Here is a 22,576-nt window from a genome sequence, read left to right on the forward strand (position 1 = left end):
ACTCACCTTTTCGCTTCGGGTAGCTCGCCGGAAGGGGAAATGTCGTCCCGCCACACCAGGGCGGTGGCGCCCCGCACCTGGATCACCTGCACCCGTTCGCCCGGGGCGAAGTGCTGGCTCGCGTCGTAGGAGCGGGCCTGCCACAGCTCACCGTCGATCTTCACCATGCCCTGCCCGGCGTCGACCTGCTCCAGCACCAGCGCCGTGCTGCCCTCGATCGCCTCCACGCCGAAGGCCTGCTCGCCGCTCTCGAGCGCCGAGCGCCGGTGCCTGCGCAGCGTCGGCCGCACGCCCAGCACCGTCAGCGCCGACACCCCGGCGAAGACGATCGCCTGCACCTCGACCGGGGCGCCGAGCGCCGCCGCTCCCGCGGCGGCCAGGGCCCCGACCGCGAACATGATCAGAAACAGCGTCGTCGTGAAGATCTCGGCGACCGCCAGAACGACACCCAGCACGATCCACAACACGGCGTCCACCCCCCGATCGTGACACGTCAAAGCACGTGGAGCCCACCGGCGAAGATCAGTAAGCTCGGCGGCACGCCGGCGGCCCGCCCGACGGTGCCGCAATTCCACGAGGAGAGCCCGTGTCCCTGCTGCCCGAGACCGCCCGCCAGGTCGATGCCCTCGTCGCCGGGGCGCAGTCCGCCGGTCGTACGCCGTCGCTGCTGATCGGCGTGGTGCGCGACGGCACGCTGACGCACCTCGCCACCGCCGGCGAGCACCCGCGCCCCGACGCCGACCTCCAGTACCGCCTCGGGTCGATCAGCAAGACCATGACCGCCACCCTGGTCATGCAGGAGCGCGACGCCGGCCGGCTGGCGCTGGACGACCCGCTGGAGAGGCACCTGCCGGGCACCGGTGTGGGCACGCTCACCCTGCGGCAGCTGCTCGGCCACGCGAGCGGCCTGCGCCGCGAGCCGGACGGGCAGTGGTGGGAGCGCGCCGAGGTCGGGGACCTGACCACCCTGCTGGCCGGGGTGAGCGCCGAGAAGATCGCCTACCCCCCGCACCGCTCGTACCACTACTCCAACCTGGCGTACGGGCTGCTCGGCGGCGTGCTGGAACGGATCACCGGCACCCCCTGGGCCGAGCTGCTCCGCCAGCGCGTGCTGGAGCCGCTCGGCATGCGCCGCACCACGTACGCGGCGACCGAGCCGTTCGCCCGCGGCTACGTCGTGCACCCCTGGCACGACACGCTGCGGGAGGAGCCGCGTACCGACACCGGGGCGATGGCCCCGGCCGGGCAGCTCTGGTCCACCGCCGAGGACCTGGCCCGGTGGGCGGCCTTCCTGGCCGACCCGGCGCCGGAGGTGCTGGCCGCGGACACGCTGACCGAGATGTGCGTCCCGGTGGCGATCAGCGACCTCGACTCGTGGACCGGCGGGCACGGCCTGGGGCTGGAGCTCTACCGGCAGGGCGAGCGGGTGTACGTCGGGCACGGCGGCTCGATGCCCGGCTACGTGGCCGCCCTCGCGGTGCACCGCCCGTCGCGCACCGGCGTGGTCGGCTTCGCCAACTCGTACGGCTTCCGCAGCGGCGGGATCGGCGGGCTCGCGCTACGGGTCCTCACCACCGTGCTGGAGGCCGAGCCCGCGTTCCCGCAGCCCTGGCGGCCGGCCGCCACTCCCCCGCCCGCCGAGGTCGACGAGGTGACCGGCCGTTGGTGGTGGATGGGAGCCTCGCTCGACGTCACCTGGGACGCGGCCGCGGGTGAGCTGGTCGCGTACGTGCGCGGCGAGCGGGTGAGCGTGTTCGTCCCCGAGGGGCCCGACCGCTGGCGGGGTCGCTCCGGCCCGGAGAACGGCGAGATCCTGTCGGTGCTGCGCGACGAGGCGGGACGGGCCGTGGCCCTGGACATCGCCACCTTCGTCTTCACCCGCACCCCCGACCAGGAGCCCTGACCGCCCACGTTCCGCCCCGCGGCAGGCGACGACCCTGACGCGGGGCGGGCTGGGCTGGGCCGGGGCGGGCACGGCGCTCCGGCGGCCCGGCGCTCCGCGGCTCCGGCTACGGCTACGGCTCCGGCTACGGCTACGGCTACGGCTACGGCTACGGGAACGGTGCTCAGGCCGGCTCGGTGACGAAGTCGATCAGGCGTTCCATCGCGTTGATCAGCGGGGTCTCCACGTCGGCGAAGCTGTCGACCCGGGACAGGATGTGCCGCCACATGTCCGCCGGCGTGGCGACCCCGAGCGCCGCGCAGACGCCCTCCTTCCACGGCTGCCCCGGCGGCACCACCGGCCACGCGGGGATGCCCAGCGCCGCCGGCTTCACCGCCTGCCACACGTCGACGTACGGGTGCCCGGTGACCAGCACGTGCGGGGAGGTCACCTTCGCGACGATCCGGCTCTCCTTCGAGCCGGCGACCAGGTGGTCGACGAGCACGCCGAGGCGGCGGCCGGGGCCGGGGGCGAAGTCGCGCACCTCGGCGTCCAGCGCGTCGATGCCGTCCAGCGGCTCCACCACCACGCCCTCGACGCGCAGGTCGTCGCCCCAGATCCGCTCGACCAGGGCGGCGTCGTGGATGCCCTCCACCCAGATCCGGCTGGCCTTGGCGACCTGGGCGCGTACGCCGTCGACGGCGATCGAGCCGGAGGCGGTGCGCCGGCGGGCGGCCGGTGCCGGGGCGCGGGTCGGGCGGCGCAGCGTCACCGGCCGCCCGTCGAGCAGGAACGCGGCCGGCAGCAGCGGGAAGTTGCGCCGGCGTCCGTGCCGGTCCTCCAGCACCACCGCGCCGGCCTCGAAGCCGACCACCGCGCCGCAGAAGCCGGAGTCGGCGTCCTCGACCACGAGGTCCGGCTCGGCGTCCACCTCCGGCGTGACCTTCCGCCGCCGCCAGTCCCCGGCCAGCACATCGTTTCCATACCGCCGCCCCATGCCGATCAAGCTAACCCCCCACCCCGCCCCCCGCACCCGACACGCCGGCCCACCCCTGCCCACCCCTCTCCGGCGATCATGCAGTCGTGGTGCCCCGCAAAAGGGGCAGAGATCGACGATCCGCCCACCACCACTGCATGATCGACGGGCGGCGGGGCGTGGGCGACGGGGCGGCGGGGCGTGGGCGACGGGGTTGCGGGTGGTCGGAGCGGCAGTCGAGACAGGGGCGGCGGTGACCACGTACCCTTTCGGCATGTCCACCCCCGCAGCGGGCGCGGCCACTCTCACACCGCGCCGGTCCAGCCGGTTCGTTGCCTGGGTACGCGCCTGGCGCGCCGGGCTGGTGCCCTTCGACGAGGTCGCCGACGCCATCGCCGGCGACGAGGAGCACCTGGTCGCCGACGCGCCCGGCACCTGGACCGACGTGCCCCTGCCGCAGGCGCTGCCCACCCTCGCGAAGCTCTCGCCCGACGAGATCCGGCTCGTGCTGCCCGCCCCGGGCGACCCGCGCGGGCTGCCCGGTCCGGGCGACTTCGCCGGCGCGGCGCTGGTCGCCGGTGAGGCGGTCGTCGCCGGGGGCCTCGGGCTGATCCCGCACGTACGCACGCACACGTCCGGCTCCGGCGACACGTTCGAGACGGTGCTCTGGCGGGTCTACCCGCTGCCGGCCGACGCCCCGGCCGCCTCCCTCGCGTTGCCCGGCGCGGCCGAGGCGGAGGCGGAGCTGGCGGTGGCCCTGGCCGACACGACCGCCGCGCTGACCCGGCTGGACGTCGCCCAGTGGCGACCCGAGCTGGCCGGGGCGCTGGAGGCGCTGCGCCGACCGGACGGCGCCACCGACCTGCCGCCCGGGTTCGACCCGCGGGCCCGGCGGCTCTTCGCCCGGGCCGCCGTGCTCGACCGCGTGCTCGCGCTGGCCGGGCACGCCGCGCCCGGCGGCGCGATCAACAACTACGAGGCCCAGCAGCGCGACGCCGCGCTGCGCCCGCTCACCACCGCCTGCCGGCAGGCCCTGGTGGCCGCCTGCAACGCCCCGCTGCGCCCCTGACGTCGGGCCGCGCCGCCGCGCCAACCGTCGGGCACGCATCGCCGGTCTCCCGCGTGCGCCGGGACCGGACCGCGCCGACCGCCGGGCGCCCCCATCGCGCTGACCGCCGCGGTCCGGCAGCGGTGATTCCGCGCCGCCGCGCGCTGCGGCCGGTCAGGCGAGCAGCGGCCAGGCCCCGGCGCCGACGGCCACGCCGAGGGCCATCCCGACGACCACCTGCGCCAGGGTGTGGGCGCGCAACTCCAACCGCGACCAGCCGAGCGCGACCACCACGGCGACACCGCCCGCTGCCCACGGTCCCCAGAGCGCGATCAGGAACAGCGCGGTCGCCGCGGCGACCGAGGAGTGGATGGACACCTGCCACCACACGGTCACCACCATGGACGGCACCAGGGTGGCCGCCGTCAGCAGGAACAGCGCGGCGACGGGCCGGGCCCCCATCGCCGCCAGCAGACCGGCGCCGGCGAGCACGCACGCGAGGGACACGGCGAGGGGCAGGTGACGCTGCCGCCGGACCTTGGTGATGTGGTGGTCGGTGAGGCCGCCGCGGCGTACGGCCGTCAGGATCCACGCCATGGGCAGGACGCCGCCGAACAACAGGGCCGTGGCACCGGCCAGCAGCCCTCGCGGCAGGGTCGTCGCGGTCTGCACGGCGACCACGACGCCGACGACGGCCAGCAGGATGGGCGGCGAGAGCAGTTCGGACAGTGCCCGGGCGACGAGGCGGGCCCTCGTGGACGCGGGCCCGGCGGCCGGGGGCGCGGCGGTCACGGCGCGGCCACCGCCTGCGCGCCCCTGGCCCGCGGGGTCGCGGTGGCGTGCCGGCGGTACGCCCTGGCGACCAGCTCGAGCCAGCTGATCTCGTCGGCCAGCGTGGTCGCGCCGGCCAGTTCGAGGACGGCGGGTGTGTCGGGCTTGCGGCCGGTGCGTACGGCGTCGAGGGCGTCCCTGATGCACGCCGCGGCGATCTCGGCGCGGGCTTCGTCCCCGGTCAGGCCGGCCCTGGTCGCGCTGGCTTCGGCGGCGGCTTGCACGGCCGGATCGTAGTAGGCGGCGAGCCGCAGCATTGCGTCGGGGATCTCGATGGCGCGGCGTTCGACGAGTTTCGCCAGCCTGCCCGGCCGAAGACCCGGCCGCGCCGGGGGCATCGGGCCGAACAGGATCTCGGGTTCGGCGTGGTAGAGCGGCAGCCACAGCTGGTAGAGGTGGCGGTAGGTGCGGCGCAGGCCGATGGCCGTCCAGCCCGTTCGCAGCGTGGGCAGCCAGGACGGCAACGTGAGCCCGATGACCATGAGGAGGGCGCCGGGCGTGGCCAGCAGCGGCGACACCAGGTCCTCCCGGTCGAGCCACGCCAGCGGTCCGGGCATGCGCAGGCCGAGGGCCGACCAGGCGACGTACGCGGCCTTGTAGACGGCGTACGCGAATCCGAGGCTCGCGCCGATCGCGGTGAAGCGCATGCCTGTGCGCAGGGGCGCGGCGGGCAGGAACTTCGCCGTGCGATGGGACAGCCGGGCGATCTCGAAGATGGCGCTGCCGAACGTCAGCAGGTAGACCAGGAGGTAGAGCTGCACGATCGGCTCGTCGCCGTAGTGGACGGTCCAGTCGACACGGTCCTCGTCGACGGGCGCCGCCACGAAGAGGACCGCCATGGTGACGCCGGCGGCGACGTAGGCGACGACCCTGCGGCGGGCTCTCGGGGTCGCCTCCTCGGCGGGGTACGCCACGTGCAGGCGCATGACCGTGATGGCCACGCTGAACGCGATCATGCCGAGGTGGGTGGTGACCCGCAGCAGGTTCGGGATGCCGATGGCCTCGTTGACGGGCGTGTAGACGACCGGCGCCGCCGTCGCGATCGAGAGGCCGAGGACGAACAGGCCGGAGACCAACGCCCGCAGGCTCGGGTTGCGCGGGTTCGCGCGTAGGCCACGCGCCTTGTACGCGGCTGCGATGATCGACGCCGACGCGGCGGTGACCATCACGACGTTGACGAGCATGCCGTCGCCTCCGGTGCTAGTGGTGCTCGAGCGCCCTGCTGAGTCGCTCCGCGATCGCCTGCTGGTCCCGCGTCAGTCCGGTGCCCTGGTCCTGCTCCGCCGTGGACTGGCGTTCCCGCACCCGCTCCAGCAGCAGCTCGGCGAAGACCTCGGCCCGCCGCTCCACCCGGTTGCCGTAGCCGCGCCGCCCCAGCAGGGCCTTGATGAGCTCGGGCGGGATGTCGGGGAAGAGCGACCGGGCGTACTCGCGGTCGATGGCCGAGCTTCCGTCGGACGCGTCCCCGTCGGGGTCCGGCTCCAGGTCGAACAGCATGTGGGCGATCTCGTGGGCGAGGACGTGATCGCGGTGGTAGGGATCGGTGTGCGCGGGGACGATGAGGGTGTCGACGTCGCCGACGGCCAGATAGACCCCGCAGGGCGCGTCGGGGTCGGCCTCGACGGTCCGGATGACGATGCTCCGGCCGCGCGCCCTGCCGAGCCTGCGGAGGAACTCCGCCGTCTCCCACGGGACGGGGATCAGGGCCTCGATCTCGGCGAGCCGTTCCTCGCACTCGGCCCGCAGGACGTCATCCATCGTGGACGGAACGGTCGGGCCCCTCGTCCGCCGCCATGACCTCGGCGACGCGGAGCACCGCGTCGACCTCGGTCTCGGACAGCTTGCCCGCCGCCCGGATGAGCCGGGTGAGGGCGCGGCGGCCGCGGTCGGTGAACTGGGTGCCGCGCGCGCCGATCCTGGTCACTCCGACCTGCGCCATGGTCAGCAGCAGCTCGACCTGGTCGGCGAGCGCCGGGTTGTCGGCCACGAGCGCGCGCAGTTGGGCCTCGATGTCGCTGCCGTTCCCCGGGCTCGCGAGAAAGTAGGTGGTCGGCACCTCGAAGGCGCGGGCGATCGCCTCCACCAGGTTGAGCCGAGGTTCCGGCCCCTTGCCGTGGCGGAGGTTGGACATGTAGGCCTCGGTGACGGTGGCCAGGCCCGAGCCGTTGACCAACTGCACGACCCGGGCGTTGGTGTACGGCTTGCCGGCCGCGTCGCGTCGCTCGTCGAACAACCGGTTGAGTCGCTCGCGGAAGTCGGGGCGGGGGGCCGGCGGCCCGTCGGGTGTCGGCATCGGCCACCTCTCGTCATCGCTCGGGCGAGCTTAACAGCGATGAATAAAGACGCGCGTCACCGTAATGACTGTTGACAAATATCGTATGCGTGAACATAAGATCACTCGCCGTTGCAAGTTCACGGGGGCTTGCAGCGGCACAGCTCCCACCTCCGGGCGCGTCGGAGGTCGCCGGCCGGGCCGGCGCCGCGGTCAGGAGGTCGGGTTCCCGGGGGCCGGGGTGGCGGCGGTCGGGCGGCGGGCCGGGACGCAGCACACCGTCGGGCAGGTGTCCCACATCGGCAGCTCGCCGAGGCGGCGGCGCAGGCCCACCCCGGCCGGGTCGGTCCGCTCCCGGACCAGCTCGCGGACCATCGCCACGAACCGCGGGTCGGTGCCGGGGGTGGCGGCCCGGACGAAGTCCAGCCCGAGCTGCCCGGCCGTCTGGCGCGCCTCGGTGTCCAGGTCCCACACCACCTCGAGGTGGTCGGAGACGAACCCGATCGGGCTGACCACCACGGCGGTGGTGCCGGCCTCGGCCAGCGCGCGCAGGTGGTCGTTGACGTCCGGCTCCAGCCACGGCACCTGCGGCGGGCCGGAGCGGCTCTGCCAGACCAGGTCCCAGGGCAGGTCCGGGGCCGCGGCGGCGTGCACCAGCCGGGCGACCTCGGCGAGCTGCGCCTCGTACCGGCCGCCGTGCGGGCCGGCGTTCGCGGCCATCGAGTTCGGGATCGAGTGCGCGGTGAACACCAGCCGGGTGGTGTCCCGCTTCGCCGGGTCGAGCCGGCCCAGCGCCGCCCGCACCGCGTCGACGTGCGGCTCGACGAAGCCGGGGTGGTCCCAGAACTGGCGGAGCTTGTCGATCAGCGGGGCGTCCGGGCCGACCGCCGCGCGGGCGGCGGCGATGTCCTCCTGGTACTGCCGGCAGGAGGAGTAGCCACCGAAGGCGCTGGTCACGAACGCCAGGGCGTGGGTGACGCCGTCGTCGCGCATCTGCGCCACCGTGTCGGCGAGCATCGGGTCCCAGTTCCGGTTGCCCCAGTAGACGGGCAGGTCGACGCCGCTGGCGGCGAAGTCCTCGCGGACCGCCGCGAGCAGTTCCCGGCACTGCTGGTTGATCGGGGAGACGCCACCGAAGTGCTGGTAGTGCTCGGCGACCTCCGCCAGCCGCTCCGGCGGCACGCCCCGCCCCCGGGTCACGTTCTGCAGGAACGGCATCACGTCCTCGGGCCGTTCCGGTCCGCCGAAGGACACCAGGACCACCGCGTCGTACGCCATGACCCCATTCTCCCCCGGTCGCCGTCGCCGCCGGGCGAGGCCCCCTGATCCCGGGGCACCGAAGGGCCCCTGCCGACGCCCTCGGCGCGGCAGGGGCCCTTCGGTGAGGCGTCAGGCGCCGATGGCGTGGTAGCCGCCGTCGACGTGCACGATCTCGCCGGTGGTGGCCGGGAACCAGTCGGACAGCAGCGCCAGGCAGGCCCGCGCGGCCGGCTCCTGGTCGGTGAGGCTCCAGCCCAGCGGCGCGCGCTCGGCCCAGGCCTGTTCGAACTGCTCGAAGCCGGGGATCGACTTGGCGGCGATCGTGCGCAGCGGCCCGGCGGCCACCAGGTTGCTGCGGATGCCCTGCTTGCCCAGGTGCAGCGCCAGGTAGCGGGAGGTGGACTCCAGCCCGGCCTTGGCCACGCCCATCCAGTCGTAGACGGGCCACGCCTTCGTGGCGTCGAAGGTCAGGCCGACCACCGCGCCGCCCGCGGACATCAGCGGCAGGGCCGCCATGGCCAGCGACTTGTAGGAGTACGTGGAGACGTGCAGCGCGGTCGCCACGTCCTCCCAGGGGGCGTCGAGGAAGCCGCCGCCGAGGCAGCTCTGCGGGGCGAAGCCGATCGAGTGCACCACCCCGTCCAGGCCGTCGACGTGCTCGCGCACGCGGTCGCCGAGCCCGGCGAGGTGGTCGGCGTCGGTCACGTCCAGCTCGATCACCGGGGCGGGCTCGGGCAGCCGCCTGGCGATCCGCTCCACCAGGGAGAGCCGGCCGTAGCCGGTGAGCACGACCTGCGCCCCGTTCTCCTGGGCGAGCTTCGCCACCGAGAAGGCGATCGAGGCGTCGGTGATGACGCCGGTGACCAGCAGCCGCTTACCGGCGAGCAGTCCGGACATGCAGGGTTTCCTCCGTAGTTCTCAGTGACCGCTTGTCAGTGACCCATGCCGAGGCCGCCGTCGACGGGGATGACGGCGCCGGAGACGTAGCCGGCGGTGTCGCCGGCCAGCCAGGTGACCACGCCCGCGATCTCGTCCGGCTGGGCGAACCGGTTGGCGGGGATGAGCTTGCGGTACTCGCTCCTGCGGTCCTCGGGCAGGCCGGCGGTCATGTCGGTCTCCACGTAGCCGGGCGCGACCACGTTCGCCGTGATGTTGCGGCTGCCCAGCTCGCGGGTGATCGAGCGGGCCACGCCCACCAGGCCGGCCTTGCTCGCCGCGTAGTTGACCTGGCCGGGGCCGCCGTAGAGGCCGACCACCGAGGAGATGAAGATCATGCGGCCCCACTTGGCGCGCAGCATCTTCCCCGAGGCGCGCTTGGCGCACCGGAACGCGCCCGTCAGGTTGGTGTCCAGCACGCGGGTGAACTGCTCCTCGGACATCCGCAGCAGCAGCGTGTCGTCGGTGATCCCGGCGTTGGCGACGAGCACCTCCACCGGCCCGAGCTCGGCCTCGACCGCGGTGAACGCCGCGTCGACCGAGGCCGAGTCGGTCACGTCGCAGCGCACCCCGAACAGCCCCTCGGGGGGCTCGCCGCTGCGGTGGGTCACCGCCACCCGGTCACCCTGCGTGGCGAAGGCCTGCGCGATGGCGAGGCCGATCCCCCGGTTGCCGCCGGTCACCAGGACGGTGCGGGCCACGTTTCCCCCTGTAGTTCAGTGATCTCCCGGTCGGTCGGAGCCTAGGCGTTACCGGCAGGTAAGCGCTAACGCCGCGCACGTCCGGGCCGGCGGGGCGTCGCCCGCCGCCGGCCTTTCGCGCGCCCCGGCGGCGACGCGGCGGGCCCGTTGGAGGAGGCCTGTCCGGCCGCTCGGCCGAGTGCGGGAACGGAGCCCGGCGGGTGTACGATGATCCGCGTTTGCGGGCCGCATGGTCCGCGTTCCGGGCCCCGCCGACCGCAGGAGGTGATCGCTGTGCGAGATAGCGATCCTCCCAGTCGTGGCCGGGCCGATCGTCAGCCCCGCTGAGCCACGACTCAGCAGGTGAGCTGACCCAGCTCCGCTCCCCGCCTCCGCCCGGTCACCGGCTTCACGCCGGGTGACCGTGCCGCGCCGCCCGCCGACCCGGGCGGCCCGCCGGGAGCCGCCCGGTCACGACTTCGTGTGCGCGTCCTGATCCACCCCCTGCGGTCCGCCCCCGCACGCGCGGACCGTCCAGTCGCCACCCGGAGCCGTCCATGAGCCGCTACGTCGCCCCGCTGGGCTTCACCCTCGCCGCCGTCTGGGTGGCCGTCGTCTTCGTCCTGGCCGGCGGCGGCGCCCACTGACCGCCACCGGCCGTCCCCCACGCTGACCGCCACCGGCCGTCCCCCACGCTGGCCGCCACCTGCCGTCCTCCGCGCGTCAGAGCATCCGCGAGGACCACAGCAGGTTGAGGGCGCCGGCGCAGAGCGCCAGCAGCAGGGCGACCCCCGCGTACCAGTGGGTGACCTCGCGGGGTTCCGTGCGGAACCCGATCGAGCTGCCCATGTCCTGGTAGACCTGCTTCAGCTCGGTCACCGAGGCCGCCTCGTAGAAGTAGCCCTCGGTGGCCTCGGCCAGGTCGGCCAGGGCCAGCCGGTCCACCGGCACCCGTTGCAGCTGACCGCCGATGTCCACCTGCCCCGAGTCGGTGCCGAAGGCGATGGTGGAGACCGGCACGTTCGCCGCCTGCGCGGCCGTGGCCGCCTCCTCCACCGACCGGCCCGAGGTGCGGTACCCGTCGGAGAGCAGCACGATGCGTGCCGGCGGGATCCCCGCCGCCCCGTCGGCCGGAACCGTCCGGATCGCCTCCAGGCAGGTGAAGACCGCCTCCCCGGTCGCCGTCGCCTCCGCCAGCACCAGCCCGTCGATCGCGCTGGTCACCGCGCTGCGGTCCTTGCCCGGCGGCACCAGCACGTTCGCCGACTTGGCGAAGGAGACCAGCCCCAGGTTGTAGCTCTCCGGCAGCTCGCCGACGAACTGCTTGGCCGCCTCCTGCGCCGCCTCCAACCGGTTCGGCGCCACGTCGTCGGCCTGCATGGAGAGCGACACGTCGATGGCGAGCATCACGGTGGCCCGCTCCAGCGGCTCCCGGGTGTCGACCGACGGCCGGGCCAGCGCGGTGGCCAGCACCAGCAGGCAGAGCAGGAACGCCGTCGCCGGGACGTGCCGCCGCCAGCCCAGCCCCTTCGGCGCCAGGGTGCGCAGCAGGTCCACGTTGGTGAACCGCAGCGCGTACGCCCGGCGGTGCAGCTGCCGCCAGACGTAGAGCGCGGCGAGGGCGAGCACCGGCAGCACGGCCAGCAGCCACCACGGTTGCAGAAAGCGGATCATCGTGTCGTCCCCCTGGTGCGCGCGTGCCGCTGCGCGGCCACGAAACGCACCATGTCGAGCAGCCAGTCTCGGTCCGTACGCAGTCGCAGGTGGGCCGCACCCGCGCCGCGCAACGCCGTGGAGATTTCCGCCCGCTGGGCGGCCGCCGCCTCGGCGTAGCGGTGGCGCAGCCGCGGGTCGGCGGTCTGCACCTCGTGCAGCTCGCCGGTCTCCGGGTCGACCACGGGCAGCACCCCGACGTCGGGCAGCTCCAGCTCCCGGGGATCGACCACCTCGATCGCCACCACGTCGTGCCGGACGCGCAGCTTACGCAGCGGTCGGGCCCACCGGTCCGGCGGGGCGAGGAAGTCGGAGATGACCACCGCCACGCCGCGCCGCCGGGGCGGGCGGTTGAGCATGTCGACCAGGGCGCCCAGGTCGCTGCGGCCGGGGCGGATCTCGGTGCCGGCGATCGCCCGCAGCAGCGCCTGGGCCTCCTTGCGGCCGGAGCGCGCGGGCAGCCGGGTGTAGACGTCCGGGCCGGCGACCGGCGCCGCGCGCCACGGGCGGGCCGGCGCGCTCGCGGCGCCGCCGCTGCCGATCACCGCGCCGATCCGGTTGCCGCCCCGGACGGTCAGGTGGGCCAGCGCCGCCGCGGCGGCCACCACCACGTCGCGCTTGAGCCACCGGCCGGTGCCGAAGTCCAGGCTCGCCGAGAGGTCCACCGCCAGCCACGTCTCCAGCTCCCGGTCGGCCACCGTACGCCGCACGTGCGGCGTCGTCGTGCGGGCGGTGACCGGCCAGTCCATCCGGCGTACGTCGTCGCCGGGGCGGTACTCCCGGGACTCCCCCGCCTCGCTGCCCGGCCCGGGCAGCAGACCGGCGTAGTCGCCCTGGAGCAGGCCGTCGAGTTTGCGGGTGACCATGAGTTGCAGCCGCGACAGGACGGCTTCGGTGCGGTCGGAGGGGACGTCGGCGGGCCGACGGTCGGGTGAGGTCACGGGCGCTGCCCGGGCCAACCGGCGCCCGGCGGCGCGGCGGTCGGCGTGGGGGTGGCCTGCTGCCGGGGCGCGACCGAGGGCAGCGGGATGGTGGACATCACCCGGTGCACCACGTGGTCGGCGGGCACGTCGTCGGCGAGCGCGTCGTAGCTGAGCACGAGCCGGTGGCGCAGGATGTCCGGCGCGATGTCCTGCACGTCCTGCGGCAGGGCGTAGTCCCGGCCGCGCAGCAGCGCCAGCGCGCGGGTGGCCCGGACCAGGCCGAGCGAGGCGCGCGGGCTGGCGCCGTACTGGATGAGCTGGGCCACGTCCGGCATCCCGTGCTCCGCCGGGGTGCGGGTGGCCAGCACCAGCCGGACCGCGTAGTCGACCAGGGCGTTGTGCACGAAGACCTGGTCCGCCTTGCGTTGCAGGGCGATCAGGTCACCGGTGGTGAAGACCGGCGCCGGTTGCGGCGGGGCGACCCCCATCCGGTAGACGATCTCCCGTTCCTCGGCGTCGGTCGGGTAGCCGACGACGATCTTCATGAGGAAGCGGTCCCGCTGGGCCTCGGGCAGCGGGTAGACGCCCTCCTGCTCGATCGGGTTCTGCGTCGCCATCACCAGGAACGGGTCGGGCACCCGGTGGGTCTCGCCGCCGATGGAGACCTGCCGCTCGCTCATCACCTCCAGCAGCGCCGACTGCACCTTGGCCGGCGCCCGGTTGATCTCGTCGGCGAGCAGGAAGTTGACGAACACCGGGCCCAGCTCGACGTCGAACTTCTCGCTCGACTGCCGGTAGATGCGGGTGCCCATGATGTCGGCGGGCACCAGGTCGGGGGTGAACTGCACCCGGGCGAAGGAGCCGCCGACCACCCTCGCGAGGGTCTCCACCGCGAGGGTCTTCGCCACCCCGGGCACGCCCTCCAGCAGGCAGTGGCCCCGGGCGAGCAGCGCGACGAACATCCGCTCCACCATCCGGTCCTGCCCGACGATCACCCGTTTGATCTCGAACAGCGCCCGCTCGACAAGGGTCGCGTCCTCGGCCGGCGTGGTCACCGGGTCGGGTGTCTCCGGGCCCGTCCCGTTCGGCGTCGGGGCGTCGGGCGTGGTCGGCTGGGCCACCGGTCCTCCACAGCATGATCGGTTGTCGCGCGGCGTGGTGCGTATCAAGACTCGCATGCCCGGCTGAGTGCCGAGGTGGGGAGAAGCCGATTTTCGCCGCGCCGTCCCCGGGGTCGTGTCGCGGGCCCGCCACGCCGTCGCGCGGCGCGGAATCGCCGATCACGGGTGGACACGGACGGGCCCGGCGCGTGTACCATTCACCCCGTCGCCGGGCGGCTCCCCCCGTGGCCGCCCGGCGCTCAAACTTCCCGGTGCCGCCACCGCCCTAGACTGGCCGGGATGAGCACCTCCCTCCCCGCCGACGAGCCGCTGGTCTGCTCGTCCCGCGGCTGTCGCTCCCCCGCCCATTGGGCACTCAGGTGGAACAACCCCCGGCTGCACGACGCCGACCGGCGCAAGACCTGGCTCGCGTGCACCGAGCACCGCGCCACCCTCGGCGACTTCCTCGACGCCCGTGGCTTCCTGCGGGAGGTCGTACCGGCCCCCGGATCGCCTACGCTCGAAGGGTGAGCGCGCACAACGGATTTCCCCGGTGAGCGGTGACGGGTCCGCCGGCCCGCCGCCGGCGTCGCCCCTCCCGCCGGCGGGCCCCCTGGAGCCGTGGCCGGACACCGTCCGCTGGCAGTCGGTCTCGTCCGACCTGATCTGGGTGGAGCTCATCCGCCTGGCGATGGTGCTGGTCGTCCTCGCCCTCGGGCTGGGCGTCGGCTGGGCGCTCAGCGGCAGCGGTTTCCTCGGCGCGGCGCTCGGCGTGCTGCTGCTGTTCGGCGTCCTGCGGAGCATGACGATCGTCCGCGCCGTACGGGCCTGGGGCTACGCGGAGCGCGAGGACGACCTGCTGGTCCGGCACGGGCTGCTGGTGCGGCGGCTCTCCATCGTGCCGTACTCGCGGATGCAGTTCGTGGACGTCAGCGCGGGGCCGCTGGAGCGCGCGTTCGCGCTCGCCACCGTGCAGTTGCACACGGCCGCGGCGGCCAGCGACGCCCGGGTGCCGGGGCTGCGCCCTGCGGAGGCGTCCCGGCTGCGCGACCGGCTCACCGCGTTGGGCGAGGACCGGGCGGAGGGACTGTGAGCGACCCGGCCGGCCGGGGCACGGACCGTCCCGGCCCGGCTCCGGCGGAGCCCGGTGCCCCACCGGTAACGGCCGGCCCCGTCGCGGAGCACGGCGTGCCGCCGGAGACGGCCCGGCCCGTCGCGGAGCACGGCGTGCCGCCGGAGACGGGCCGGCCCGTCGCGGAGCACGGCGTTCCACCGGTAACGACCGGCCCCGTCGCGGGACACGGCGCCCCGCCGGAGACGGCCCGGCCCGTCGCGGCGGAAGCCACCGCTACCCCCGGGCCGCTGGGGGGCGCGGAGCCGCGGCAGCGGCTGCACCCGCTCAGCCCCGCCCTGCACGGCGCCAAGTCCCTGGTCGTGGTGATCGCCGGCCTGTCCTGGTCGACGCTGTCGCGGGTCGGCTTCGGCTGGTTCGCCCTGATGGCGGTCGTGCTGGCCCTGGGCGCCACCGTGCTGGCCGTGGTGAGCTGGTACTACACCGGCTACCACGTGGTCGGCCGCGAGCTGCGGGTGTACGAGGGGCTGATCTGGCGGCGCACCCGGGCGATCCCGCTGGAGCGGCTCCAGGCCGTCGAGGTGGTCCGCCCGCTGCTCGCCCAGCTCACCGGCCTGGCCGAGCTGCGGCTGGAGGTGGTGGGCGGGGGCAAGACGGAGGCGCCGCTGGCCTACCTGAGCGTCGCCGAGGCGACCGCGCTGCGCCGGCGGCTGCTCGCCCTCGCCGGGCGGGTCGCGGCCGAGCCGGGCGCGCCGTCGCCGGCCGAGGTGGCCGCGGGCCCGACGGGCACGCCGGCGCCACCGCCCGGCCGGCCGCTGCACGCCGTGCGGAACAACGACCTGCTGGTCAGCCAGCTGCTGACCCCGCAGGCGTTCATGATCCCGTTCGGCGTCGCGTTCGTGGTGGCGCAGTTCCTCTCCGAGGACTCCTGGTCGTTCATCGCGGTGGCGAGCACCCTCACCGCCATGGCGGGCGTGCTGCTGCAACCGGTGCGGCGGGTGCTCGACGACTGGAACTTCCGGCTCGCCCGGGACGAGGGCACGCTGCGGATCCGCAACGGGCTGCTGGAGACCCGCGCGCAGACCGTGCCGCTGGACCGGGTGCAGGCCGTCGGGGTGACCTGGCCGCTGCTGTGGCGGGTCAAGGGCTGGCTGCGGCTGCGGCTGGAGGTGGCCGGCTACTCCGCCGGCGAGGCCGACGAGCGCAACCGGCCGGACCGCCTGCTCCCCGTCGGCGACCTGGCGACCGGCGAGGCGATCGTGGCCGAGGTGCTGCCCGGGGTGCGGCTGGCCGCGCTGCCGTTGAGCCCGCCGCCGACGCGGGCCCGCTGGCTCAACCCGCTGAGCCGGGGCGTGCTCGGCGCCGGGCTCGACGCCCGGGTCTTCGCCGTCCGGTCCGGCCTGCTCACCCGGCAGCTGGCGCTGGTGCCGTACGCCCGGATCCAGAGCGTGCGGGTCGTGCAGGGGCCGGCGCAGCGGCGGCTGCGGCTGGCGACGGTGCACGCCGACACCGCCGGCGGCGCTGGCGCGGCCGCCCGGGACCGGGACGTCGCCGAGGCGTGGGCCCTGGCGGCGGAGCTGACGGCCCGCGCGCACGCCGCCCGCCAGGCGGGCTGACCCCGCCCGGACCGGTCAGTGGGCCGCGGTCACCGGCGGCGGCTCGGCCGACGCCGGCGGGTCGGTCGGCGTGGGGTCGGGCTCCGCCGGGGCCCGGCGGGCCCTGCGGGCCGCCCACCAGCGCTCCGCCAGGCCGACCGCGAGCAAGGTCATCCCGACGTACGCCCAGCCGACCAGCACGTCGATGACGTAGTGCTCGCCCGAGTAGACCAGGGTGAACGTCATCGCCAGCGGGTACGCCAGCAGCAGCGGCCACCAGCGGCGGCGGGTCTGCCGCAGGAAGAACAACACCACGAAGAGCGCGAACGCGGTGTGCAGCGAGGGCATCGCGGCCACCGGGTTGGAGGCGATCTGCCCGGCGTTGAGCAGGTTGCCGGCGCCGTGCATGCCGAACGCCTTCCACCCGCGCGTGGAGATGCGGGCGACCTCCTCCAGCAGCCCGTTCTGCGCCGCCCACCAGGGCGGGGCGGCCGGGTAGAGGAAGTAGGTGATCAGGCCGGTGGCGCACAGGAAGCCCCAGCGGCGCATGAAGGCCGCCCACCGCCCCCGGTCGCGTAGCCAGAGCACCGCCGCGGCGGCCAGCGCCACCACGAAGTGGGAGAAGTAGACCCAGCTGACGGCGACGTCCCACCAGTGCACCTCGGGCCGGTAGAGGTGCTCCTGGAGCCAGGTCGTCGGCACCTGCCCGCCGGTGGCCCAGCCGAACATCACCCGGTCGGCGACGATCAGCTCGTACGCGTGCGGGGTGGCGCCGTTGTCGGCGAAGCCCCGGGAGAGGTTGTAGACGGCGAGCAGCAGCACCACCGGCACCCAGTCCCGCGCGAAGCGCAGGTGGCTGCGCCACGGCCGGCTGCTGTTCCAGGCGACCGTCGCCGCCCAGATCCACAGGAACGCGTACGCCGGGTCGGTCGGCAGGCCGATGCCGAGCCAGCCGGCGACGAAGGCGACCCCCCACACCGTCATCGCGACCACACGGCGACGCCCGCCGTCGGGCGAGGCGGGCGGCTCGGTCCGGGCGGGGGGCTGGGGGTCGGTCGCGACAGACATCGCGGTCAAGGTTAACGGCGCGCGCGGCATCGACCGACGCCGACCACCGGTCCCTCGCGGGCGGCCCGCCGCCCGGCGCCGCCTCGTCTAGGCTCTGGCCATGCAGGAGCAGCCGGAGTCCGCGCTGACCCCGGGCCTGAGCGCCCGGGTGGAGCTGACCGTCACCGACACCGACACCGCCCAGGCGGTCGGCTCCGGGGACGTGCCCGTCCTGGGCACGCCCCGGGTGCTCGCCCTCGCCGAGGCGGCCACGGTGGCGGCCACCGCCACCCGCATGCCCGACGGGTCGACGACCGTCGGCACCCGGGTCGAGCTCGACCACCTCGCGGCCACCCCGGTGGGGCGGACGGTGGTGGCGCAGGCGCGGCTGACCGCCGTCGAGGGGCGGCGGCTGCGCTTCGAGGTGAGCGTCAGCGACGGCGACGAGACGGTCGCCGAGGGCCGGGTGGAGCGGGTGCTGGTCGACCGGCAGCGCTTCGTGGCACGCGCCGCGCGGTCGTAGTGGCCGCCCGCTTCGTGGAGGTCGCCGACCGGGTGCACGTGCTGCGCGAGCCGTTGCTGCACGTCAACGTCACCCTCGTCGTCGGCGACGGGGCCGCGCTGATCGTCGACACGCTCTCCACCGCCGGGCAGGCCGCCGCGCTGGCGGACGCCGCCCGGGCGGTCACCACCGCCCCGTGGACGCTGGTGAACACCCACCACCACTTCGACCACTGCTTCGGCAACGCGACCCTCGCCGCCGACCCGCCCCGCCCGGTGTACGCGCACGAGATCGCCGCCGAGGCGATGCGCGAGCCGGACCGGCTGCGCCGGGAGGCGTACGCGGAGCTGCGCGACGAGCATCCCGCGCTGGCCGGGGAGGTGGCCGCCACCGTGCTGCTCGCGCCGACGCACACCGTGCGCGGCGAGACCGTGCTCGACGTGGGCGGCCGGCGGGTGGTGCTGCGCCATCCCGGCCGGGGGCACACCGCCGGCGACCTGGTGGTGCACGTGCCGGACGCCGACGTGCTGGTCGCGGGGGACCTGGTGGAACAGAGCGGCCCGCCCGCCTTCGAGGAGTCGTACCCGTTGCAGTGGCCCGACGCGGTGGCGGAGCTGCTGCGGACGACCACCCCGGCGACCGTGGTCGTGCCGGGGCACGGCGAGCCGGTGGACGTCGGGTTCGTCCGCGCGCAGCACGCCCAGCTCGTCGAGCTGGCGCGGCTCATCCGCGCCGGGCACGCGGGCGGCGCGCCGCCCGAGCGGGTGGCCGCCGAGGCGCCCTTCGGCGTCCGCCCCGCCCTGCACGCGGCCCGCCGCGGCTACGCCGAACTCGACGGCACCGCCTGACGAAGGACGGGTGGGTCGGCTACGACCCGGTGCGGGCCACGTCGACGCCGGGTCCACGGCGTACGGCTGACCGACCGACCCGATGGCCACCCCTTGCGGCTCCACCAGGGGGAGGCGCGAGGGTGAGGGCATGAACGGCGACACGCTCTACTCGATCGGGGAGCTGGCCCGACGCACCGGCCTGACGGTCAAGACCATCCGGTTCTACTCCGACCGGGGCATCGTGCCGCCGACCGACCGTGGCCCGACCGGCCACCGCCGCTACGGCGCCGACGCCGTCGCACGTCTGGACCTGGTACGGACGCTGCGCGAGCTGGGGCTCGACCTCGCCACCGTCCGCAGGATCGTGGACCGGGAGATATCCCTCACCGAGGTCGCCGCAGTGCATGCCGAGGCGCTGGGGGCGCAGATCCGGACGCTGCGCCTGCGGCGCGCGGTGTGGACGGCGGTGGCCCGGCGGGGTTCCGACCCCGAGGAGATGGACCTCATGCACCAGCTCGCGAGACTTTCCGAACACGAACGGCACCTCCTGGTCGCCGAGTTCCTCGACGCGGCCTTCGGCGGGCTCGACGACCCCGGGTTCCCCGGGATCATGCGCTCGCTGACTCCCGAACTGCCCGACGACGCCGACGCCGAGCAGGTCGCAGCCTGGGTGGAGCTGGCCGAGCTGTCCCGGGACCAGGACTTCCGGGCGAGCATGCGACGGGTGGCCGAGCAGCACGCGGCCGACCACGCCAACCGCGTCGAGGGCGTACGCCGCGACCCCGTCGCGATGGTCCGTGACCAGACCGAGCCGGTCCGGCGCGCTGGGATCGATCCGGCCTCGCCCCAGGCCGACCCGGTCGTCGCCACCGTCATGTCCGGGTACGCGGACCTCTGCGGTCGCCCCGACGACGTCGACCTCCGGCGCCGGCTGCTGGCCCGGCTGGAATCCGCGAGCGATCCGCGCAGGGAGCGTTATCTGCGCCTGCTGTCCGTGGTCAACGGCTGGCCGGCACCCGACAGCCTGGCGCCGACGCTCGACTGGTCCGTCCGGGCCCTGCGGGCCCGCACACCGGCCTAGCGGGCGAAGCGGGCGAGGACCTCGGCGCGGGTGGGCATGGCGGTCGCGCCACCGGGCGACTCGCAGACCAGGCCGGCGACCCGCAGCGCGAACGCCACCCGCTCCGGCCAGCCCGCCGGGTCGGTGGGCGCGCCGTCCACCAGCAGGTCCGCCACGAGCGCGCCCATCACCGAGTCGCCGGCGCCGGTGGCGTCCACCGCGTCGACCTTCGGCGCGGGTACGCGTACCGGATCGGCACCGGCGGCGGCGAGCACCGCGCCGGCGGCGCCGAGGGTGAGCACCACGGTGCCGGCGCCGAGCTCCCGCAGGTACGCCGCCACGCCCTCCTCGGGTTCGCCCGGATAGAGCAGCTTCGCGTCGGCGGCGCTCAGCTTGACGAGGTGGGCGCCGGCGGCGAACTCGGCCACCACCTCGCGCAGCCCGGCGAGGGCGGCCGGGCCGTCGAGCAGCCGGGGGCGGACGTTCGGGTCGAAGACCCGCAGCCCGGAGGCGAGCCCCCAGGCCCGGCGCGCGGCGGCGAGCACCGGCGGGTGGAGCAGCACGATCGACCCGCAGTAGACGACGTCGGCGCCCGCCACCAGCCCGGCGTCGAGGTCGTCGGGGCCGAGCAGGCCGTAGGAGGGCGGCTCGCCGTAGAACCGGAAGTCGGGTTCCGGGCCGGCGAAGGTGGCCACCGCCAGCGCGGTCGGGGCGGGGACGGTGACCGCCCCGGCCAGGCCGACGCCCGCCCGGGTCAGGAAGTCGCGGATCCGCCCGGCCAGGACGTCGTCGCCGAGCGAGCCGACGAACTGCACCGCGCCGCCGAGCCGGGCGACGGCGACCGCCACGTTCAGCGGCCCGCCGCCGACGGCCTGCCGGTAGACCGGCTCGCCGTCGCGCTCGGTGTCGAGTAGGTCGAGCAGCGCCTCGCCGAGCACCACCGCGTATCCCATTCCGGTCCTCCGTCCACGCCGCGCGCCGACCGATCTTGTCGCACCAGGCTGGCACAGTACGCGCCATGACGAGCGCTGAAGCCACCGTATTGGCCTACTGGGCGGCGTGCGAGGCGCGGGACTGGGACGCCTTCGGCCGGCTGCTCGCCGACGACGTGGTCTACCACCTGCCGCAGACCCGCGAGCGGATCACCGGCCGGTCCGCGGTCGTGCGGTTCAACCGGGAGTACCCCGACGGCTGGCACCTGACGGTGACGCGGGCGGTCGCCTCGGGCCGGCACGCCGCCACCTGGATCACCTGCGCCCACCAGGGCGCGCAGCTCGCGGCCACCAGCTTCTTCGACCTCGACGAGGCCGGTCTCGTCCGCGAGGTCACCGAGTTCTGGCCGGAGCCCTACGCGCCGCCGCCCGGCCGCGAGCACCTCGCCGAGCGCTACTGACACATCGAGCAACGGCTATTGCGCGACGTCGGCGTCGCGTGGTGGGATGGCGCTTGCCGGGAGGTGCGGGGGCTGCCGCGCCACCGGCGCCGGGTTCACATCCACGCGAGGGCAGCGGCCCGCGAGTCGGGCCGCCGACGGCGCACGTACGCCGGCCATCCACGCCGGGGCACGTCCGCCGCGACCGTCGTATCCGCGTTTCAGCGGGGCGGCCGGTGCTGCCGTCCCCGCGCGTTGCCCGTGGGGCGCCCGCGTCCCGCGAGTGAGGAGAACCCGTGTCCCACCGATCGCGTACGGCCGCGTTGCTCACCGCGGCCGCGACCCTTCTCGTGGGCGCCGTCGCCCTGACGGCGGGGCCCGACCCCGCCGCCGCGCACGGCACCCCGATGACCCCCGGCAGCCGCACCTACCTCTGCTGGAAGGACGGCCTCACCAGCACCGGCGAGATCAAGCCGAACAATCCCGCCTGCTCCGCCGCCGTGGCCCAGAGCGGGACCAACTCGCTCTACAACTGGTTCAGCGTGCTGCGCTCCGACGCCGGCGGCCGGACCGTCGGCTTCATCCCGGACGGCAAGCTGTGCAGCGGCGGCAATCCCGGCTTCGCCGGCTACGACCTGGCCCGCACCGACTGGCCGCTGACCCACCTGACGGCCGGCGCCCGGATGGAGTTCCGCTACAGCAACTGGGCCCACCACCCGGGCACGTTCTACTTCTACGTCACGAAGGACAGCTGGAGCCCGGACCGGCCGCTGGCCTGGAGCGACCTGGAGGAGCCGTTCCTGACGGTGAACAACCCGCCGCAGCGCGGCTCGAGCGGCACCAACGACGGGCACTACTACTTCAGCGGCAACCTGCCCACCAACAAGAGCGGCCGGCACCTCATCTACTCCCGCTGGGTCCGCTCCGACAGCCAGGAGAACTTCTTCGGCTGCTCGGACGTCACCTTCGACGGCGGCAACGGCGAGGTGACCGGCGTCGGCCCGGGCGGCACGCTGCCCCCGCCGACGTCCAACCCGACGACCCCGCCGCCCAACCCGAGCACCCCACCGCCGAACCCGACGACTCCCCCGCCGAACCCGACCACGCCGCCGCCGCACGGCGGTGACTGCATGGCGGTCTACAAGGTGGTCGGCTCCTGGAACGGCGGCTTCCAGGGCGAAGTCATGATCATGAATCACAGCGCGTCGACCTGGTCGGGCTGGACGGCCAACTGGATCTGGCCCAGCGGGCAGACCATCAACAGCCTGTGGAGCGGCACGCTGAGCGGTTCCGGTTCCTCGGTCACCGTGACCAACGCGCCGTACAACGGCACGATCACCCCGGAGGGCACCACGACCTTCGGCTTCGTCGCCACCACCAACGGCACCAACACCCTGCCCACGGTCACCTGCTCCGGCCGCTGACCCACCCGCCCCCGCTGCCCGGCCCCGGGTGCCCGGCCCTGAAATGATCAAGA

24 protein-coding genes are annotated in these 22,576 nt (G+C 74.8%); 10 read left to right on the plus strand and 14 right to left on the minus strand.

What is annotated here, in order from left to right; genetic code table 11:
* Positions 1–2: 2 nt before the first annotated feature.
* Positions 3–476, minus strand: a complete 474-nt coding sequence (locus AB0G08_RS20675) for an NfeD family protein (protein ID WP_358090249.1) — start codon at positions 474–476, stop codon at positions 3–5.
* Between the two features lie 110 nt (positions 477–586).
* Here AB0G08_RS20675 and AB0G08_RS20680 point away from each other — a divergent pair, with 110 nt between their 5' ends.
* Positions 587–1,903 (plus strand): serine hydrolase domain-containing protein, encoded by a 1,317-nt coding sequence (locus tag AB0G08_RS20680; protein ID WP_358090252.1) that lies wholly within the window; start codon positions 587–589, stop codon positions 1,901–1,903.
* A gap of 163 nt (positions 1,904–2,066) precedes the next feature.
* On the opposite strand, the gene AB0G08_RS20685 is transcribed toward AB0G08_RS20680, so the two are convergent.
* Positions 2,067–2,879 carry a DUF3097 domain-containing protein gene (locus AB0G08_RS20685; RefSeq protein ID WP_357878835.1) on the minus strand — a complete coding sequence of 271 codons (813 nt, stop codon included), beginning with the start codon at positions 2,877–2,879 and terminating at the stop codon, positions 2,067–2,069.
* A 253-nt stretch (positions 2,880–3,132) separates the two neighbouring features.
* On the opposite strand from AB0G08_RS20685, the gene AB0G08_RS20690 reads away from it, so the two are divergent.
* Positions 3,133–3,927 carry a hypothetical protein gene (locus tag AB0G08_RS20690; RefSeq protein ID WP_132238744.1) on the plus strand — a complete coding sequence of 265 codons (795 nt, stop codon included), beginning with the start codon at positions 3,133–3,135 and terminating at the stop codon, positions 3,925–3,927.
* Between the two features lie 153 nt (positions 3,928–4,080).
* On the opposite strand, the gene AB0G08_RS20695 is transcribed toward AB0G08_RS20690, so the two are convergent.
* The 10 genes from AB0G08_RS20695 to AB0G08_RS20740 form a co-directional block, all read right to left on the minus strand.
* Complete coding sequence (locus AB0G08_RS20695; RefSeq protein WP_358090255.1) at positions 4,081–4,698, minus strand: hypothetical protein; 618 nt, start codon at positions 4,696–4,698, stop codon at positions 4,081–4,083.
* Positions 4,695–5,921 (minus strand): MAB_1171c family putative transporter, encoded by a 1,227-nt coding sequence (locus AB0G08_RS20700; RefSeq protein ID WP_358090258.1) that lies wholly within the window; start codon positions 5,919–5,921, stop codon positions 4,695–4,697. The genes AB0G08_RS20695 and AB0G08_RS20700 overlap by 4 nt, the downstream gene beginning before the upstream one ends.
* Before the next feature lie 16 nt (positions 5,922–5,937).
* Entirely contained in the window at positions 5,938–6,495 is a 558-nt protein-coding gene (locus AB0G08_RS20705) for a hypothetical protein (protein WP_358090261.1), read from the minus strand.
* Positions 6,488–7,030 carry a hypothetical protein gene (locus AB0G08_RS20710; protein WP_358090264.1) on the minus strand — a complete coding sequence of 181 codons (543 nt, stop codon included), beginning with the start codon at positions 7,028–7,030 and terminating at the stop codon, positions 6,488–6,490. The genes AB0G08_RS20705 and AB0G08_RS20710 overlap by 8 nt, the downstream gene beginning before the upstream one ends.
* 192 nt (positions 7,031–7,222) lie before the next feature.
* Complete coding sequence (locus tag AB0G08_RS20715) at positions 7,223–8,287, minus strand: ferrochelatase (RefSeq protein ID WP_358090267.1); 1,065 nt, start codon at positions 8,285–8,287, stop codon at positions 7,223–7,225.
* 111 nt (positions 8,288–8,398) lie between these two features.
* Positions 8,399–9,166, minus strand: coding sequence for an enoyl-ACP reductase FabI (gene fabI, locus AB0G08_RS20720; protein ID WP_358090270.1), 768 nt, complete (start codon positions 9,164–9,166; stop codon positions 8,399–8,401).
* Between the two features lie 35 nt (positions 9,167–9,201).
* On the minus strand, positions 9,202–9,906 hold the full coding sequence (locus AB0G08_RS20725) for a beta-ketoacyl-ACP reductase (RefSeq protein ID WP_358090273.1): 705 nt from the start codon (positions 9,904–9,906) through the stop codon (positions 9,202–9,204).
* A 702-nt stretch (positions 9,907–10,608) separates the two neighbouring features.
* Positions 10,609–11,559, minus strand: coding sequence for a VWA domain-containing protein (locus AB0G08_RS20730; RefSeq protein ID WP_358090275.1), 951 nt, complete (start codon positions 11,557–11,559; stop codon positions 10,609–10,611).
* Positions 11,556–12,557: a DUF58 domain-containing protein gene (locus AB0G08_RS20735; RefSeq protein ID WP_358090278.1), complete on the minus strand. Its 1,002-nt coding sequence runs from the start codon at positions 12,555–12,557 to the stop codon at positions 11,556–11,558. Before AB0G08_RS20735 ends, AB0G08_RS20730 begins: the two co-directional genes overlap by 4 nt.
* Entirely contained in the window at positions 12,536–13,642 is a 1,107-nt protein-coding gene (locus AB0G08_RS20740) for a MoxR family ATPase (RefSeq protein ID WP_358090281.1), read from the minus strand. The genes AB0G08_RS20735 and AB0G08_RS20740 overlap by 22 nt, the downstream gene beginning before the upstream one ends.
* A 279-nt stretch (positions 13,643–13,921) precedes the next feature.
* Here AB0G08_RS20740 and AB0G08_RS20745 point away from each other — a divergent pair, with 279 nt between their 5' ends.
* From AB0G08_RS20745 to AB0G08_RS20755, 3 genes are all read left to right on the plus strand, one after another.
* Positions 13,922–14,152 (plus strand): hypothetical protein, encoded by a 231-nt coding sequence (locus tag AB0G08_RS20745; protein WP_358090284.1) that lies wholly within the window; start codon positions 13,922–13,924, stop codon positions 14,150–14,152.
* Positions 14,153–14,174: 22 nt separating this feature from the next.
* Positions 14,175–14,714: a PH domain-containing protein gene (locus AB0G08_RS20750; RefSeq protein ID WP_358090287.1), complete on the plus strand. Its 540-nt coding sequence runs from the start codon at positions 14,175–14,177 to the stop codon at positions 14,712–14,714.
* A 269-nt stretch (positions 14,715–14,983) separates the two neighbouring features.
* Positions 14,984–16,309 (plus strand): PH domain-containing protein, encoded by a 1,326-nt coding sequence (locus AB0G08_RS20755; protein ID WP_358090344.1) that lies wholly within the window; start codon positions 14,984–14,986, stop codon positions 16,307–16,309.
* A 15-nt stretch (positions 16,310–16,324) separates the two neighbouring features.
* On the opposite strand, the gene AB0G08_RS20760 is transcribed toward AB0G08_RS20755, so the two are convergent.
* A complete protein-coding gene (locus tag AB0G08_RS20760) occupies positions 16,325–17,356 on the minus strand; it encodes a phosphatase PAP2 family protein (RefSeq protein WP_358090289.1) in 1,032 nt (343 codons plus the stop codon).
* Positions 17,357–17,456: 100 nt separating this feature from the next.
* Between AB0G08_RS20760 and AB0G08_RS20765 the strand changes: the two genes are divergently transcribed.
* From AB0G08_RS20765 to AB0G08_RS20775, 3 genes are all read left to right on the plus strand, one after another.
* The gene (locus AB0G08_RS20765; RefSeq protein ID WP_358090292.1) at positions 17,457–17,858 is read left to right on the plus strand and encodes a hotdog domain-containing protein; all 402 of its coding nucleotides are present in this window, start codon (positions 17,457–17,459) and stop codon (positions 17,856–17,858) included.
* Positions 17,858–18,685 (plus strand): MBL fold metallo-hydrolase, encoded by an 828-nt coding sequence (locus AB0G08_RS20770; protein ID WP_358090295.1) that lies wholly within the window; start codon positions 17,858–17,860, stop codon positions 18,683–18,685. Before AB0G08_RS20765 ends, AB0G08_RS20770 begins: the two co-directional genes overlap by 1 nt.
* Positions 18,686–18,815: 130 nt before the next feature.
* Positions 18,816–19,748, plus strand: a complete 933-nt coding sequence (locus tag AB0G08_RS20775; RefSeq protein WP_358090298.1) for a MerR family transcriptional regulator — start codon at positions 18,816–18,818, stop codon at positions 19,746–19,748.
* On the opposite strand, the gene AB0G08_RS20780 is transcribed toward AB0G08_RS20775, so the two are convergent.
* A complete protein-coding gene (locus AB0G08_RS20780) occupies positions 19,745–20,680 on the minus strand; it encodes a PfkB family carbohydrate kinase (protein WP_358090301.1) in 936 nt (311 codons plus the stop codon). The two genes, AB0G08_RS20775 and AB0G08_RS20780, sit on opposite strands and share 4 nt — an antisense overlap.
* Before the next feature lie 65 nt (positions 20,681–20,745).
* On the opposite strand from AB0G08_RS20780, the gene AB0G08_RS20785 reads away from it, so the two are divergent.
* Both AB0G08_RS20785 and AB0G08_RS20790 read left to right on the plus strand, forming a co-directional pair.
* Positions 20,746–21,120 (plus strand): nuclear transport factor 2 family protein, encoded by a 375-nt coding sequence (locus AB0G08_RS20785; protein ID WP_358090304.1) that lies wholly within the window; start codon positions 20,746–20,748, stop codon positions 21,118–21,120.
* 275 nt (positions 21,121–21,395) lie between these two features.
* Positions 21,396–22,523 (plus strand): lytic polysaccharide monooxygenase, encoded by a 1,128-nt coding sequence (locus tag AB0G08_RS20790; RefSeq protein WP_358090307.1) that lies wholly within the window; start codon positions 21,396–21,398, stop codon positions 22,521–22,523.
* Positions 22,524–22,576: the final 53 nt, after the last annotated feature.

It is taken from the genome of Micromonospora sp. NPDC023644, from assembly GCF_040640115.1.
Lineage (GTDB): Bacteria > Actinomycetota > Actinomycetes > Mycobacteriales > Micromonosporaceae > Micromonospora.